Origin of the sequence: Luteimonas qiangzhengi (assembly GCF_039548515.1) — a bacterium.
In the GTDB taxonomy this organism is placed as follows: Bacteria; Pseudomonadota; Gammaproteobacteria; order Xanthomonadales; family Xanthomonadaceae; genus Luteimonas.
On the sequence record NZ_JBCLVE010000007.1, the window covers coordinates 1 to 15,273 of the forward strand.

The 15,273-nt window shown below is 67.3% G+C and carries 14 protein-coding genes; 3 read left to right on the forward strand and 11 right to left on the reverse strand.

Translation table 11 applies throughout. From position 1 onward, the window contains the following. Window positions 1–133: 133 nt before the first annotated feature. From WCE59_RS06520 to nudE, 8 genes are all read right to left on the reverse strand, one after another. The gene (locus WCE59_RS06520) at window positions 134–1,366 is read right to left on the reverse strand and encodes an ABC transporter permease (RefSeq protein ID WP_343257931.1); all 1,233 of its coding nucleotides are present in this window, start codon (window positions 1,364–1,366) and stop codon (window positions 134–136) included. Then, window positions 1,363–2,067: an ABC transporter ATP-binding protein gene (locus WCE59_RS06525; protein WP_343257932.1), complete on the reverse strand. Its 705-nt coding sequence runs from the start codon at window positions 2,065–2,067 to the stop codon at window positions 1,363–1,365. Before WCE59_RS06525 ends, WCE59_RS06520 begins: the two co-directional genes overlap by 4 nt. Continuing rightward, the gene (locus WCE59_RS06530; protein WP_343257933.1) at window positions 2,064–3,566 is read right to left on the reverse strand and encodes an efflux RND transporter periplasmic adaptor subunit; all 1,503 of its coding nucleotides are present in this window, start codon (window positions 3,564–3,566) and stop codon (window positions 2,064–2,066) included. The genes WCE59_RS06525 and WCE59_RS06530 overlap by 4 nt, the downstream gene beginning before the upstream one ends. Window positions 3,567–3,670: 104 nt before the next feature. After that, on the reverse strand, window positions 3,671–4,930 hold the full coding sequence (locus WCE59_RS06535; protein ID WP_343257934.1) for a sensor histidine kinase: 1,260 nt from the start codon (window positions 4,928–4,930) through the stop codon (window positions 3,671–3,673). 30 nt (window positions 4,931–4,960) lie between these two features. Continuing rightward, the gene (locus WCE59_RS06540; protein ID WP_343257935.1) at window positions 4,961–5,674 is read right to left on the reverse strand and encodes a response regulator transcription factor; all 714 of its coding nucleotides are present in this window, start codon (window positions 5,672–5,674) and stop codon (window positions 4,961–4,963) included. A 99-nt stretch (window positions 5,675–5,773) separates the two neighbouring features. Beyond that, entirely contained in the window at window positions 5,774–6,619 is an 846-nt protein-coding gene (mazG, locus tag WCE59_RS06545) for a nucleoside triphosphate pyrophosphohydrolase (protein WP_343257936.1), read from the reverse strand. A 16-nt stretch (window positions 6,620–6,635) separates the two neighbouring features. Next, on the reverse strand, window positions 6,636–7,433 hold the full coding sequence (gene cysQ / locus WCE59_RS06550) for a 3'(2'),5'-bisphosphate nucleotidase CysQ (RefSeq protein WP_343257937.1): 798 nt from the start codon (window positions 7,431–7,433) through the stop codon (window positions 6,636–6,638). Continuing rightward, entirely contained in the window at window positions 7,420–7,974 is a 555-nt protein-coding gene (gene nudE, locus WCE59_RS06555; protein WP_343257939.1) for an ADP compounds hydrolase NudE, read from the reverse strand. Before nudE ends, cysQ begins: the two co-directional genes overlap by 14 nt. Window positions 7,975–8,030: 56 nt before the next feature. On the opposite strand from nudE, the gene bioA reads away from it, so the two are divergent. Together bioA and WCE59_RS06565 are read left to right on the forward strand one after the other, a co-directional pair. After that, on the forward strand, window positions 8,031–9,419 hold the full coding sequence (gene bioA / locus WCE59_RS06560; protein WP_449284124.1) for an adenosylmethionine--8-amino-7-oxononanoate transaminase: 1,389 nt from the start codon (window positions 8,031–8,033) through the stop codon (window positions 9,417–9,419). After that, the gene (locus tag WCE59_RS06565) at window positions 9,416–10,180 is read left to right on the forward strand and encodes a 16S rRNA (uracil(1498)-N(3))-methyltransferase (RefSeq protein WP_343257941.1); all 765 of its coding nucleotides are present in this window, start codon (window positions 9,416–9,418) and stop codon (window positions 10,178–10,180) included. The genes bioA and WCE59_RS06565 overlap by 4 nt, the downstream gene beginning before the upstream one ends. A 26-nt stretch (window positions 10,181–10,206) precedes the next feature. On the opposite strand, the gene WCE59_RS06570 is transcribed toward WCE59_RS06565, so the two are convergent. The 3 genes from WCE59_RS06570 to WCE59_RS13770 are packed head-to-tail and all read right to left on the reverse strand — an operon-like array spanning window position 10,207 to window position 14,418. Continuing rightward, window positions 10,207–10,698, reverse strand: coding sequence for a chemotaxis protein CheW (locus WCE59_RS06570; protein ID WP_343257942.1), 492 nt, complete (start codon window positions 10,696–10,698; stop codon window positions 10,207–10,209). Beyond that, the gene (locus WCE59_RS06575; protein ID WP_343257943.1) at window positions 10,695–12,089 is read right to left on the reverse strand and encodes a chemotaxis protein CheB; all 1,395 of its coding nucleotides are present in this window, start codon (window positions 12,087–12,089) and stop codon (window positions 10,695–10,697) included. The genes WCE59_RS06570 and WCE59_RS06575 overlap by 4 nt, the downstream gene beginning before the upstream one ends. Further along, on the reverse strand, window positions 12,082–14,418 hold the full coding sequence (locus WCE59_RS13770) for a response regulator (protein WP_449284125.1): 2,337 nt from the start codon (window positions 14,416–14,418) through the stop codon (window positions 12,082–12,084). Before WCE59_RS13770 ends, WCE59_RS06575 begins: the two co-directional genes overlap by 8 nt. Window positions 14,419–14,501: 83 nt before the next feature. Here WCE59_RS13770 and WCE59_RS13775 point away from each other — a divergent pair, with 83 nt between their 5' ends. After that, window positions 14,502–15,149 (forward strand): pentapeptide repeat-containing protein, encoded by a 648-nt coding sequence (locus tag WCE59_RS13775; RefSeq protein ID WP_449284126.1) that lies wholly within the window; start codon window positions 14,502–14,504, stop codon window positions 15,147–15,149. The last annotated feature ends 124 nt before the right edge of the window (window positions 15,150–15,273 follow it).

Here is a 15,273-nt window from a genome sequence, read left to right on the forward strand (position 1 = left end):
ATTCACGGCGTGTCCCGTCCAGGGCCACACCCCGATGGCCCGGCCGCGTGGCATCAGCCACCGAGCTTTTTTGGAACAAGGCCACGACCCGCAATTCACGCGGCTTCGCGCGCATGGCGCGCATGGCGCGCTCCTACTGGCGAAGTGCTTCGATGGGATCGAGCTGGGAGGCCTTCCGGGCCGGGTAGTAGCCGAAGAACAGCCCGGTCGCGATCGAAAATCCCGCCGCCAGCCCAATCACCTGACCGTTCAGCTGCACCGGAAGCGCGCCCATCCGGCCCACCAGCAGCGCGCCCACCGCGCCGAGCGCGATACCAATGATCCCGCCGATCAGCGAGATCAGCATCGCCTCGGCCAGGAACTGGCGACGCACATCCGAAGGCCCGGCGCCGACCGCCATGCGCAGCCCGATCTCCCGGATCCGCTCGGTCACCGACACCAGCATGATGTTCATGATCCCGATCCCACCCACGATCAGCGAGATCCCCGCCACCGCGCCCAGCAGCAGCGACATCAGCCGCGTGGTGGCCGTGCGCGCCGCCACGATTTCGGAAATATTGCGCACTACGAAATCATCTTCCTCGCCCGGCCCGATGCCATGCCGCTGGCGCAGCAGCGCTTCCACTTCGCCCTGCACGTAGCCCAGGTCGTCCGCATTGGCGACCGTCAGCGCCACCTGCATTACCGCACGCGGCGGCAGCCCCATGGACCCCAGCAGCCGGCGCCGGCCGGTCTCCAGAGGCACCATCATCACGTCGTCCTGGTCCTGCCCCCAGCCGCCCTGGCCCTTCGACTCCAGCACGCCGGCCACGGTGAACAGGGCCCGCCCGAGCCGCACCGTCTCACCGACGCCGGGCTGGTCACCGAACAATTCCCGGCGCACGGTTTCACCCAGGATCACCACGTTGGCGGCGCTGCTGTAGTCCTGCGGCTCGAACAACGCGCCGTCAGCCAACCGCCACGCGTTGATCTCGAAATAGTCCGGCTCCACCCCCTGCCACGTGGCCGCCCAGTTGTTCTCCGCGAACACCACCTGGGTGTTGCCACGCAGCGAACCGGACACGTACTGGACCTCCGGGATGTCATTGCGGATCGAATCCACATCGCCCTGGCTCAGGGTGTAGCGGCTGCCCGCGCTCATGCGTGCACCGCCCGGCCCACGCTGCGCCGAAGGCGAGATATCCAGACGCTGCGAGCCGAGCCCGGAAACGAGGTTGTCGATCTCCGCCTGCGTGCCCTGGCCCACCGATACCATCACGATCACCGCCGCGATGCCGATGATCACGCCCAGCGAGGTCAGCGCACTGCGCATCCAGTTGCCCCGCAGGGCGTGGATCGCGGTGCGCAACACGTCCATGAACGTCATTGTCCGGCCTCCGTCCTGTCCTGTTCGTGCAGCTCGCCATCGTGCATGATGAAGATGCGGTCGGCGTGGGCCGCCACATCGGCGTCATGGGTAATCAGCACCACCGTGTGCCCCTCATCGCGCAGACGCTCGAACAACGCCAGGATCTCGGCACCGGTCTTCGAGTCCAGCGCGCCGGTGGGCTCGTCGGCCAGCAGGATCGGCGGCCGGTTGATCAACGCGCGTGCAATCGCCACGCGCTGCTGCTGGCCACCGGACAGCTCGTTGGGACGGTGCGAGTAGCGATCACCCAGCCCCACCGCCTGCAGCGCCTCCAGCGCCATTTCCTCGCGTTCCTCCGGCGGCACCCTTGCGTAGCCCAGCGGCATCGCCACGTTGTCCAGCGCGCTCATGCGCGGCAGCAGGTGGAAGCCCTGGAACACGAAACCGATCTTTTCCCGGCGCAGCACCGCCAGTTCCTCGGGATCCAGGCTGGCCACGTCCACCCCGTCGCACAGGTACTCGCCGCTGCTCGGGGTATCCAATGCGCCCAGCAGGTTCATCAGGGTCGATTTGCCCGAACCGGACGGCCCCATGATGGCCACGAATTCACCGTGCCCGATGCGCAGATCCACGTCGCGCAGCGCTACCACCTCGGCCTGGGTGCCGGGCGAATACACCTTGCCCAGGCCCCGGGTCTCGATCACGGGAACGCTGCTCACTGCCGCGCCCGTGCGCCGGTGACCACGATGTCGCCTTCGGCGATATCGCCCGACACCTCGGTGTTGGATCCGTCGCTGGCGCCGATGCGCACCGTCACCATCTGCGGCGCCCCATCAACCAGCCGGTAGAGCGGTGCGAACCGTGCGCTGCCCATCAATGCCAGCTCGCTGTCCCATGCGGCGCGCTGGTCATCGTCCAGGGTGGCGCGGAAATCGGCGAAGTCCTGCTGGTAACGCTGGACCATGCGCTGGCGCATCTGTGCCTGCATGCCGGCTCCCCCACTGCGACGCATTCCGCCGCCGAACATCCCCGCGCCCCCACCCTGGGGCGGCGCGGCGGCCCGACGGGCCTCAGCACGGGCGCGGATGTCCTCCAGCGCGGCATCAAATGCAGTCCGCTGCTGCGCGGTCAGCGACAAGCCCGAGGCCAGCCGCTGCAGCTCATCGTCCATGCCGCCCCTTGCACCGGTGGCGCCCTGCGGCGTGCTCACATCCGCCTCGGCCGGCTGGTAGCGCAGCGCCGCGTTTGAAACCAGCAGCACGTCATCGCGGCGACTGATCTCGATCCCGGCATTCACCGTCAGACCCGGCAGCAGCGTCCCGTCGCTGTTGTCCACCGACACCACCACCGGGTAGGTAATCACGTTGTTGGTGTCAGTAGCGGCCAAGCGCACCTGCAGCACCTCACCGCGAAACTGCCGGCCGGGGAACGCATCCACGGTAAACGACACCTGCTGGCCTTCCTGCACCTGGCCGATGTCGGCTTCGTCTACGGCCAGCTCGATCTGCATCTTGGCCAGATCTTCGGCAATGGTGAACAGCTCCGGGGCCTGCAGGCTGGCCGCCACCGTCTGGCCCGGCTCGATGGTGCGGGTCAGCACCACGCCATCCACCGGCGACCGGATCACCGTCCGGTCAAGATTGACCTGCACCGTGCGGGTGGAAGCGGTCTGCTGCCGGATCTGAGCCTGCGCCGAGGCGACCTGCGCCCGCGCCTGGTCCAACGCCGCGCGGGCGAGGTCGATATCGCTGCGCGCCACCAGCTGCCGTTCGCCGAGCCCCGCCTTGCGCTGGTAGTCGGCTTCGGCGTTGGCCAACGTGGCCTGCGCCTGCGCAAGTGAAGCCCGGGCACTGGCGATCTGGGCATTGCCCTGCTCGATCTGGGCGTCATAACTGCTGGGATCGATCCGGGCGATCACCTGGTCCCGGCTGACCGTATCGTTGAAGTCGACGAGCACATCCGTCACCTGCCCCGACACCTGGCTGCCGACCACCACGGTGGAGGTCGCGCTCAGGGTGCCGGTGGCGGAAATCGCCACGCGGATGTTGCCCTGCTCGATCGTGGTGGTGCGCCAATTGCCCTCGTCCCCGGCAGCGCCGCGCTGCTGCCACATCCACACGGCAGCGGCCGCCAGCAGCACGCCGGCAACGATGATCACAACACGCGAGGGGCCACGCGAACGACGCGGGCGGACGGGTTTGCGGCTGGGTTGGCTCATGGTGCGGGAGGCCGGACAGTGGATGACATTCAAGCCAACGCCCATGCCGGGCCGCGGTTGACATGGCGCCCCCTGCCCGCTGAAGCCCGGTTACTTCGCGCCGGCTATTTCGCGAAGCGGATCTCGGCCTCCGTGCCCTGGCCCTGGGCGCTGCGTAGTGATACGGGCCAGCCGAACCGGTCACCCAGTCGGCGTACGATCGACAGCCCCATGCCCTTGCCAGGTCCGTGGAACTGGTCGACCCGGAAAAACGGGTCGTACACCCGCTGCAGGGTGCCGGGCGACATGCCGATGCCGGTATCGCGCACCGTGATCGCGGCTTCCGTCACTTCCACTTCGATCTGGCCACGCTCGGTGAACACACAGGCGTTGCTGAGCAGGTTGGCAAGCATGACCCCAAGCACCCGCGGCGGGGCGGACAGCATCGGGTCACCTGAACCGGTCACCCGCAGCTCAACGGGCTTGCCCGCCAGCAGCGGCAATACACGCTCCACTTCCTCATCCACCACCTCGCGCACCCGGAAATTCTCATCCTGGGGTTCCACCTCGGTGTCACGGGCCAGGATCAGGAACGCCTCCACCACCGCCTCCATGTCACGCCCGGCGGCCTGGATCCGCTGCAGGGAACGACGCGATCGCGCGGATGTTTCCGGATCGGCCAACAGCATGTCGCTGGCCACCCGCACGACGGTCAGGGGGGTGCGCAGCTCATGACTGGCATCCCGGGTGAAGTCACGCTCGCGCTGCATCATGGCCCGGACCCGGGTGGCCAGATCGCCCAGCGCGCTGCTGAGTTGCCGGACTTCGCTGCCGACGTGTCCGGGGCTGCGTCTGACGTCAAGGGCATCCATGTCGCTGCTTTGCATATCCCAGCTGGACACCCGCCTCGCCAGCCAGGTGACCGGCATCACCAGCCGGCTGGTGGCGCGATAGGTAAGCCAGCTCAGGCCGAACAGGCCCAATGAACCCAAAAGCGCGAACAGCATGCTCGCAGCCCACATCAACCGCTTCGCATAGGCGAACGACATCTGCACGTACACCGTGCCTTCCGGGCGTGATTCCACCCGCAGATGGCGGTCGAAACCGGGCAGCGCGTGCGAACCTGGCGCCCGCCGCAGCGCCGGCGGCACCGTCTCGATCGCACTGCCTGCGGGCACGAAATAGACCTGCACGCCCGCGGTCCGGGGCGGGACATAGCCCGGGTTGGCCGCACGCGCGGCCCAGAATTCCTCCACCTGCCCCTGCAGCCGGGCGTCGATCAGGCTGCTCAGGGTCAGACTGCAGCCAACCGCTATGGCGACGACCAGCACCACGCTGGCCACCAGCGCCTGCACCAGGAAGCGACGACGAAGCTTGTACGGCAACCCCTGTGGCATCGTGAACTGCCCCCCGGGTCAGGCGGGGGACTGCTCTATGTCGGCAATCCGGTAGCCCGCACTCTGCACGGTGTGCAGCAGCGGCCGGTCGAACGGCTTGTCGATGGTCTTGCGCAGGTTGTACAGATGGCTGCGCAGGGTGTCCGAGTCGGGCAGGCTGTTGCCCCAGATTTCACGCTCGATCTCCTGCCGGCTCACCACCCGCGGCGATTCGCGCATCAGGATGGTCAGCAGCTTCAGACCGATGGGCGAGAGCTGCAGCTCCTGACCGGCGCGGGTGGCCCGCAGACTGGCCGGATCAAGCACCAGATCGGCGACCTTGAGCACTTCCGAGCCCACCTGGCGGCGCTCGCGGCGGATCAGCGCCCGCAGCCGCGCTTCCAGCTCCTGGATTGCAAACGGCTTCGTCAGATAATCATCCGCACCCGAGCCCAGCCCGGTCAGCTTTTCATCCAGGGTGTCGCGCGCGGTCAGCATCAGCACCGGCGTGGATTTGCGCGCTTCCTCGCGCAGCCTGCGGCACACCTCGATCCCGTCCAGTCGGGGCAACATGAGGTCCAGCACGATCACGTCATAACTGTTTTCCGCGGCCAGGCGATAGCCATCCAGGCCATCAGCCGCGTAGTCCACTTCGAATCCCCGTCCTTCCAGGTATTCGCCCACCATTTCCGAAATATTGCGGTTGTCTTCGACAATCAAGACCAGCCCGCCCGGCTCCTGCGTTGCGCGCATATCGACTCCGATGTGGCAATGAGGGATGAAAGCCTCGCGGCTTCTTCAGCTTTGTGAAAGATGCCGACCGCAGGGTGCACGCGCCGTGAAGACGCAGGCTTATTTCCGGGATTTCTCCGCCTGCTTGGCCCGGGCCCAGTAGGCTTCATGGGCATCGAGCGGAAGCGCGGGCAAGGTCGTGCCGTCAGCCTTTGCCAACGCCTCCATGGCCCGGAAGCGACGCTCGAACTTGTGGTTGGCCCGGCGCAGCGCGGTACCAACATCCACCTTGGCATGACGGGCCAGGTTCGCCGCCACGAACAGCACATCGCCGATCTCTTCTTCCAGCCGCTCCTGCGCTGCGGCCGCATCATCGCCAGGGCCCGCCGATACGGCATCGAACTCCACCCGGACTTCCTCGATCTCTTCGCGCAGCTTGGCGATCACCGGCGCGGGCCCTGGCCAGTCGAACCCTGCGCGCGCGGCGCGGTTCTGCAGTTTCATCGCCCGCATCCATTCCGGCAGCCCGGACGAGATCCCGGCCAGCGCCGAATCGTCCAGTTCGCCGCGCGCTTCGCGCTCGCGCCGCTTGTGCTCCTCCCACTCGCGGGTCTGTTCCAGCGCATCGCTGACTTGCGTACCGCCGAACACGTGCGGGTGGCGGCTGACCATCTTGTCGCAGATGGCCTGCACCACATCGCCGAACCCGAATGCGCCCGCTTCCTCCGCCATGCGTGCGTGGAACACCACCTGCAGCAGCAGGTCGCCGAGTTCCTCGCGCAGCGCATCCATGTCATTGCGGTCAATCGCATCCGCCACCTCGTAGGCTTCCTCGACCGTGTAGGGGGCGACGCTGGCGAAATCCTGCGCCAGGTCCCACGGGCAGCCGCCCTGCGGGTCGCGCAGGCGGGCCATGATCCCGATCAGGCGACGGATGTCGCGGGTTTCAGGCGTGGTTTCAGTCATGGGCTTCCGTCAGGGGCTAGAGCCATTCCTGCCACGGCAGGGAAGGATCACCCAGGGCGATGAAATCGCCGTTGAGCAGCGTCTGTCGCTGGTTGTAACGGAACGGGCGCCCGCGCGGATCCACCAGCATCCCGCCGGCCCCTTCGAGGATCGCCTGGCCCGCCGCCGTATCCCACTCGCTGGTGGGTCCAAAGCGCGGATACACATCCATCCGACCTTCCGCGAGCCAGCAGAATTTCAGCGATGAGCCAAGCGCCACCGGCTCGATTTCGCCAATGCGGCCCATCAACGCTTCGGTCCGGCCATCACGGTGCGACCGGCTGGCGGCAACGCGCAGTCGCGCGCGCACCTCGCGTTTGCCTGTGTGTAGCGCGCGCTCGACGCCGCCATCGCGCAGCCACGCGCCGCGCCCGGGCGCTCCGTACCACAGCTGTCCGGTCACCGGCTGCTGGATCACTCCGAAACTGGCAACGCCCTCTTCAACCAGCGCGATATTGACGCTGAACTCGCCATTGCGCTTGATGAATTCGCGCGTGCCATCCACCGGGTCCACCACCCACAGCCGGCGCCAGCCCAGCCGCTCGGCCGTTGTCACCTCGTGCGCGGACTCTTCCGACAGCACCGGAATCTCCGGCGTCAACGCGCGCAGGCCATCGACAATCACATGGTGCGCAGCGAAATCAGCGGCGGTGACCGGCGAGGAATCGTCCTTGCGCTCCACCTCGAAACTGCCGGCGTACACCTCGAGGATGGCTGCCGCGGCCTGCCGGGCGATATCGATCACGCCCTCGCGGATGGATTCAGCGACCGGCATGGTGGCGCAGGTACTCACGCACGATGAACAGCGCGGCGATCGAGCGGCCTTCCGAGAAGTTTTCCTGCAGCACCAGCTCGTGCAGCGCGTCCAGCTTCCACGGCACCACTTCCAGCTCTTCCGGCTCGTCGCCGGGCAGGCGCTCGAGATACAGATCGCGGGCCAGCACCAGATGGGTCTGGTGGCTCATATAGGTAGGAGCCAGGGTGAGCATGCGCAGCACCTGCACGTCGCGGGCGCCGTAGCCGGCCTCTTCCTTCAGCTCACGGTCGGCGGCCTGCTCCGGGGTTTCACCCGCATCAATGCGGCCCTTCACCAGGCCCAATTCGTAGCGGTGCAGCCCGGCGGCGTACTCACGCACCAGCAGTACGGTGTCAGCGTCCAGCATCGGTACCACGGCCACCGCCCCGTAGCCGCGGCCGTGCACCCGCTCATAGCGGCGCCGCTCTCCGTTGCTGAACTCCAGGTCCATCCGCTCCATGCGGTAGGGCCCGGCCTCGTGCTCACTCACCGAATGGATGATCGGCAGCTTGCGGCTCATACGCGGCACCCGCAGCCGGCTTCAGGCGCCCGGGTGATAATGGAGGGATGGACAAGATGATTCACGATCAAACCATTCTAGCCGACGCCACCGACTGGTGTACCCGCGATCTGGAGGTGCTCTGGCACCCGTGCACGCAGATGCGCGAGCACCCCAACACCCTCCCGCTGCTACCGGTGGAGCGCGGCGAAGGCGTGTGGCTCATTGGCCCCGACGGCCGTCGCACCCTGGATGCGGTTTCCAGCTGGTGGGTGAACCTGTTCGGCCATGCCGAGCCGCGCATCGCCGCCGCCATCGGCCGCCAGGCGCAGACCCTGGAGCACGTGATCCTGGCCGGCTGCTCGCACCAGCCCGCAGTGGAACTGGCGGAGCGCCTGCTGGCCATCGCCCCGCGCCAGCCCGGGCGCGACCCGCTGGCCAAGGTGTTCTACGCCGACAACGGCTCCGCCGGGATCGAGGTCGCGCTGAAGATGGCCTTCCAATGGTTCCGCAACCGCGGAGACGAGCCAAGGCGCACCAAGTTCGTCGCGCTGGAAAACGGCTACCACGGCGAGACCATCGGTGCGCTGTCGGTGGGCGATATTCCGCTGTATCGGCGCGTGTATGCGCCACTGCTGATGGAAGCGATGTTCGCGCCCTCGCCCGACGCCTACCTGGCCGGCAGCGAACACGATGCCGAGGCCCGGGCGGAGGAAGCCGCGGACGCACTGGCGCGGCTGTTCGATGAACATCCAGGCGAGATCTGCGCGCTGGTGCTCGAGCCGCTGGTGCAATGTGCGGGCGGCATGCGCATGTATCACCCGGTGTACCTGAAGCGCGCGCGCGAGCTGTGCGATGTGCACGGCACGTTCCTGATTGCCGACGAGATCGCGGTCGGCTTTGGCCGCACCGGCACCATGTTCGCCTTCGAACAGGCCGGGGTGATGCCGGATCTGATGTGTGTGTCCAAGGGGCTGACCGGCGGGTTTCTGCCGCTGGCCGCGGTGCTGGCCACGCAGGCGATCTACGACGGCTTCCTGGACGAGTCGCGCGAGCGCGCCTTCCTGCATTCGCACAGCTACACGGGCAACCCGTTGGCCTGTGCCGCGGCGCTGGCTACGCTGGACATCTTTGAATCGGACAACGTGCTGGCCCGCAACCGCGTGACCGCCGAAAAGATGGCTCGCCTGGCCGCGCCGCTGGCCGAGCTGCCGCACGTAGCCGATGTCCGCCAGACCGGCATGATCCTGGCGATTGAGCTGGCCGAAGGCGGCCGCAACGGCAAGCCGTTCGATCCGGCACGGCGCATTGGCCTGCACGCCTATCGTGCCGCCGTCGAACGCGGCGTGCTGCTGCGCCCGCTCGGCGACATCCTCTACTGGATGCCGCCCTATTGCATCCAGGATGACGAGCTGCAGCTGCTGTCCGACGTGACCCGCAGCGTGATCGAGGAGACGACTTCGTGAACACGCCGGACACGGATGCCGTCCGCGGCCGGGTGATCCGGGCCTACGTGGACGCACCCTTGGCTGTGGGCGCACGGGTTGGCCTGTCGGAGACGGCCGCTGCACACCTGCTGCGGGTACTGCGTCTGCGTGAAGGCGACGAATGCGTGCTGTTCAACGGCGACGGCCAGGATTACGCGGCCCGCATCACCGCCGTGGGCAAGCGCGACGGCGAGGCCGAGGTCATCGCCGCGCGCGCCGTGGACAACGAATCCCCGCTGCGGATCACCCTGCTGCAGGGCATTGCCCGCGGCGAAAAGATGGATCTGATCCTGCAGAAGGCAACCGAGCTCGGGGCAGCGGCATTCATGCCGGTCAGCAGTCAGCGCAGCGAGGTAAAGCTGGATGCCAAACGCGCCGAAAAGCGCCTGACCCACTGGCGCAGCGTGGTCACCTCGGCCTGTGAGCAGAGCGGCCGAGCGCGGGTGCCCGAAGTCGCCGCACCCGTGGCGCTGGCGACCGCCCTGGACAGCCTTCCCGATCACCCGCTGCGCCTGCTGCTGGACCCGTTTGCCGCGCACGGCATTGCCGGTATCGCTGCCCCGCCGGACGGCGCGCTGACCATCGCCATCGGCCCGGAAGGCGGCTGGTCACCGCGCGATCGTGAAATGCTCGAATCCGCCGGGTTTACCGGCGTGCGTCTGGGACCCCGCGTGCTTCGCACCGAGACCGCCGGTCTGGCCGCAATCGCCGCCCTGCAGTCCAGGTTCGGAGATCTCTGAAGGATTTCAGCGAAGGGTTTCAGCCGTTAACCGGCCTGCTCCAGCGCCCTGTCGATCTGCCCGGCAATGGCATCAAGGTCCGGAACCATGGCCCGGTCTTCGTTGAGCATCACGCTGGCCAGCGCCGCGTCGGGCAAGGACTCGCCTTCGCCCGCATCAGTGAGCAGCGAATCGCGGGACACCGTGACCAGTCGCGGGAAGCCCTGGGCCAGCACGGCGAAGTACGGCAGCCGCGGGTTGCCATGCAGCGCCTTGACCACCGCCACCTTGCTGCCGAGGTCGCCAGCCTCGTCGGTCGCGGCTCCGGTCAGTCGACCCCATGCCACCAACGGCAACTGCCACCCGCGCCAGCGGATGCGCCCCAGGATCCAGTCGGGCGCGTCATCGACGGGCTCCGGATCGGCATAGGACAGCACTTCGGAAACGCTGGCGTTGGGCAACAGCAGGCCGCCGCCCTGGCTCCGGATCAACACCCCACGGATATCCCCGGTGACGCTGTCGGCATCCTGTTGGCTCATGGTTGCTGCTCCTCCATTCCAGCGTCCGCCTGGTCAATTTGCGCGGACCAACGCTCCTGCAGTCGAGCTGCAATCCCGGCCGCATCAACGGCCACGCCGCCCTGTTCGACCAGTCGCTGCGCAGCCGTGGCATCAAAACTGGCCTCGTCCGACTGCCCCAGCACCAGCGCACCTGCTTCGGCCATTTGCAGCGCTTCATCCACCAATGCGGCATCGGCACCACTCATGAACAGCACCGCGCTGTCATCGGCGGCCAGTCCGGCCGGCATGCGCTGCGATGCAGAGCCGTCACGCACGAACTTCAACCGCCCACCGTCCGCAAGTACATCCAGCCCGTCAGGCAGGAAGTACACCCGTCCCGTCTCAATCGCAACGCCTTCATCGGCCAGGATCACGGACAGCGGGGTGGCGCGATCCATCTGCCGCACCAGCCGCTCATAGCGCCCGCCCTCCAGTCGCAGCCGCACCAGCAGCGGTCGTGGGAACCGCTCGCCCAGCGCCCCCAGAAGCTGGCGCACTGCGTCCGGTCCGCCCAGGCCCGCTTCCACCAGCACCGCGCCACGCCCGGACTGCTGGCTGTAATTGTCCGTGTCGGCAAGGCTGAGGCCGGCGATGCGTTCGTCCAGGCCAGTAAACCGCTGATCAACGTCGTCCTCGCCAGCCGACGCATCGACAACCGGGACTTCGGGGTCGGCCAGCTCAAGATTGGAGAAGATTCCGGATGCGGCCCTGGCCGCCGGTGGAGCTGCTTCGCGAGCGTCTCCGGAATTCGCCTCGGAATCAGGCTCGGCCCCTCCCTCCGCTGCGCTGTCCGGGTTGGCCTCTGCCGCGGCGTTTGACATCCGCTCCAGCCAGGCTTCCAGACCTTCATCGGCTGGCACATCGGCAGACACATCGATAGCTGGCATTTCGGCAGCAAGCGCTTCGGCGTCATCGCCCTGGGCTTCGTCCTCGATCGAGAGGAACTCCTGCTCCAGGCCCTGCTCTACCGGCTGCTGCAATGCGTCCGGCTCAGGCTGCGCGTCGCCCTCCGGCTCGGAGCCGGGTGGCAACACATCGTCATGGCGCAGCAGTTTTGCGCGCAGATGACGGATCCAGCGTGCGGCATCCCAGCCGGTGCGTGCAGCGGCCAGCTCCGCCTCGTCGAAGATCACGATCAACGCAGGATCCGCCAGCAGCGTGTCCCAGGCTTCCAGCGCGTCTTCGATGGCCGGCTCCAGCGCCACCAGCACGCCCTGCGGTTGCAGGGACGCTACTTCGCCGGGATCCGTGGTCAGCGGATCCGCTACGGCCACCACCTCGGCGCCTACCTCGCGCAGTGCTTCCTGCAGCCGTTCGCGTGCCTGGCCTTCCCGGGCCAGCAGCGCCACCCGCACCTGGTGCTCAGCCATCTGGCTGCTCCATACCCAGCAGGTCGAACACGTTGTGGATCAATTCGTTTTCCTGGTACGGCTTGCCGAGGTAGCGTTCGACGCCGATTTCGAACGCACGCTGGCGATGTTTCTCGCCGGTACGCGAGGTGATCATCACGATCGGCACGTCACGCAGGCGGGGATCGGCCTTCATGTGGGTAGCCAGTTCGTAGCCATCCATGCGCGGCATTTCGATATCCAGCAGCATCAGGTCGGGCACGCGCTCGTCCATCCGCTCGATGGCGTCGATGCCGTCGCGGGCGGTCACCACTTCGAGGTGGTTGCGTTCCAGCACGCGCCCGGTGACCTTGCGCATGGTGACGGAGTCGTCGACCACCATCACCAGCGGCACCGGCCGCGCCTCCACTGCTGCCACGGACCGTACGTCCTGCGGCTGCGTTGCCAGGCGTCGCACCAGCGGCGCCACGTCCAGGATCACGCGCACGCTGCCATCGCCCATGATGGTCGCGCCAAAAATACCCGGGACCGATGCAACCTGCGGACCCACCGGCTTCACCACGATCTCGCGGTTGCCGATGATCTGGTCAACCGCCACCGCGGCGCGCAGGCCACCGGCACCGATCAGCAGCAGCGGCATCTGCAGGTGACCTTCAGCGCGTGCCGGGGCCTGGCCAACCAGCCGGCCCAGGTCATGCAGCACGTATTGCTCACCGCCGTATTCGTAGGCCGCATCCGGCGCGGCCATGGCCTCACGGGAAATCCGGCCCACGCCGCGCACCGAGGCGATCGGCACCGCAAAACTGGTATCGCCGATCTGCACGAACACCGCCTGGGTCACCGCCAGGGTCTGCGGCAGGCGCAGGGTAAAGGTGGTGCCCTCGCCCTTGCCGGTCGTGGTTTCCAGCGTGCCTCCCAGCTGGCGGACCTCGCTGGTGACCACGTCCATGCCCACGCCACGGCCGGCCAGGCGGCTGACCTCGTCGGCAGTGGAGAAGCCCGGCTCGAAAATCAGCGCGTCCAGTGCCTCGTTGGTCAGCACCGCGCCCGCGGCCACCAGGCCGCGTTCTTCGGCCCGGCGCCGGATGCTGCCCCGATCCAGGCCATGGCCATCGTCTGACACCAGCAGCACCACTTCCGAGCCCTCACGGCGCACGGTGATGCGGATCTCGCCTTCCTCGTGCTTGCCGGCTTTGCGTCGCGTCCTGGCATCTTCCAGCCCATGGACCACGGCGTTGCGCAGCATGTGCTCCAGCGGTGCCGTCATGCGTTCAAGCACGTTGCGGTCCAGCTCGCCCTGGGCACCGTCCACGTGCAGCTGCACCTGCTTGCCGGTCTCGCCGGCCGCCTGGCGCACCACACGCCGCAGACGCGGCAGCACGGATTCGAATGGCACCATGCGGGTGCGCATCAGCCCTTCCTGCAGCTCGGAACTGACCCGCGACTGCTGGGTGAGCAGGGTTTCGTACTGGCTGGTCAGGTCATCCAGCGTGCCCTGCAGGCTGTTCATGTCGGCGGCCGATTCGGCCAGCGCACGCGACAGCTGCTGCAGGGTGGAGAAACGGTCGAGCTCGAGCGGATCGAAGGTTGCTTCGGTCGTTTCCGTCTCGCGCTGATAGCGCGCGATGATCTGGGCTTCGGTTTCGATATCCAGGCGACGGAGCTGGTCGCGCAGACGCATGTTGGTCTGCTCCATTTCCGTCATTGCGCCGCGGAATGCTCCCAGCTGCTGCTCCAGGCGGGCGCGGTAGATCGCCACTTCACCGGCGGAGTTGACCAGACGGTCCAGCAGGTCGGCGCGCACGCGCACCTGCTCCTGCGGGGCCCGCGCGGCGCTGTCGTCGCCACTTGCGGCAGCGGCATCGTCCATCGGTGCGGACAGCGGGTCCAGGACCTTTTTCGGCGCGCGCGGCGCTGTTGGAGCGGTGGTCGGGAAGCTCGCTTCCGGGCGTTCAAGGCCGGCGACGTCGCCCGGGGCTTCGAAAGCGGAAACAAGCTCGTGCGCGCTGGAGATCGCGCGCCGGTCGCGCACGCGCGTCACCATCACGTGCAGCTGGTCATAGCCGCGCTGCAGCAGTTCCATACCGTCGCGGGCCAGCTCACTGCGCCCTTCGACCACGGACTCCAGCAGCGTCTCCATCGCGTGGCCCAGCTCGCCGATCGGCAACAGCCCGGCCATGCTGGCACCACCCTTCAGGGTATGCAGGTCACGCTGCAGTCCGACCATGCTTTCGCGATCACCCAGCTGGGTGGAAAGCCGGGTCAACAGGCCGTCGGAATGATCGAGCAGATCGCCGGCTTCTTCGATGAAGATGTCGACCAGTTCGATGTCCAGGGTGGACAGATCCAGAGGCTGATCGGTGTCGTCTGTCGGTTCGGCTGGCTGGGTAGACTCGAGGGCCTCGGCTTCGAGACGTTCTGCTTCGAGGCGTTCTGCTTCGAGGCGTTCGGCTTCGAGACGTTCGGCTTCGAGGCGTTCTGCTTCGAGGCGTTCTGCTTCGAGGCGTTCGGCTTCGAGACGCTCGGCTTCGGCACGTTCGGCTTCCGTGCGCTCGACTTCAAGACGCTCGGCCTCGGCCCGCTCGGCTTCGAGACGCTCGGCTTCAAGGCGTTCGGCTTCGAGACGTTCGGTTTCGAGGCGCTCAGCTTCAAGGCGCTCGACTTCGAGACGTTCGGCCTCGGCCCGCTCGGCTTCAAGGCGCTCGGCTTCGAGACGTTCGGCTTCAAGGCGTTCGGCCGCAGCGCGCTCGGCTTCCAGGCGCTCGACTTCAAGACGCTCGGCCTCGGCCCGCTCGGCTTCGACGCGCTCGGTTTCGAGACGTTCTGCCTCGAGACGTTCTGCTTCGAGGCGTTCTGCTTCGAGGCGTTCTGCTTCGAGGCGTTCTGCTTCGAGGCGTTCGGCTTCGAGGCGCTCGGCTTCGAGGCGCTCGGCTTCGAGGCGCTCGGCTTCGAGGCGCTCGGCCTCGAGGCGCTCGGCTTCAAGGCTCTCAGCCTCGAAACGCTCGGACTCCAGCCGCTCGGCTTCAAGCAGCTCCGCGTCCACTTCGGGGCCGGAGGAGTCCGGCAAATCAAATTCGTTGAACCGCATGGAGGGCGGTTCCGGCAGCGTGTCGCGCAGGGCTGCCCAGCGTGCGGCCAGATCCTCACAGACCGGCACGCCCGGCGTATCCGACTTCAGCCCGGCAATCGCGCTGCGAACCAGCGT

What these genes read in the sequence shown, in the direction of transcription:
- WCE59_RS06570 (WP_343257942.1), bottom strand. Translation starts at nt 10,698, where the DNA reads ATGAGCCAACAGGATGCCGACAGCGTCACCGGGGATATCCGTGGGGTG.
- WCE59_RS06540 (WP_343257935.1), bottom strand. Translation starts at nt 5,674, where the DNA reads ATGCGCGCAACGCAGGAGCCGGGCGGGCTGGTCTTGATTGTCGAAGAC.
- WCE59_RS06530 (WP_343257933.1), bottom strand. Translation starts at nt 3,566, where the DNA reads ATGAGCCAACCCAGCCGCAAACCCGTCCGCCCGCGTCGTTCGCGTGGC.
- WCE59_RS06575 (WP_343257943.1), bottom strand. Translation starts at nt 12,089, where the DNA reads ATGGCTGAGCACCAGGTGCGGGTGGCGCTGCTGGCCCGGGAAGGCCAG.
- mazG (WP_343257936.1), bottom strand. Translation starts at nt 6,619, where the DNA reads ATGACTGAAACCACGCCTGAAACCCGCGACATCCGTCGCCTGATCGGG.
- cysQ (WP_343257937.1), bottom strand. Translation starts at nt 7,433, where the DNA reads ATGCCGGTCGCTGAATCCATCCGCGAGGGCGTGATCGATATCGCCCGG.
- bioA (WP_449284124.1), top strand. Translation starts at nt 8,031, where the DNA reads ATGATTCACGATCAAACCATTCTAGCCGACGCCACCGACTGGTGTACC.
- nudE (WP_343257939.1), bottom strand. Translation starts at nt 7,974, where the DNA reads ATGAGCCGCAAGCTGCCGATCATCCATTCGGTGAGTGAGCACGAGGCC.
- WCE59_RS06520 (WP_343257931.1), bottom strand. Translation starts at nt 1,366, where the DNA reads ATGACGTTCATGGACGTGTTGCGCACCGCGATCCACGCCCTGCGGGGC.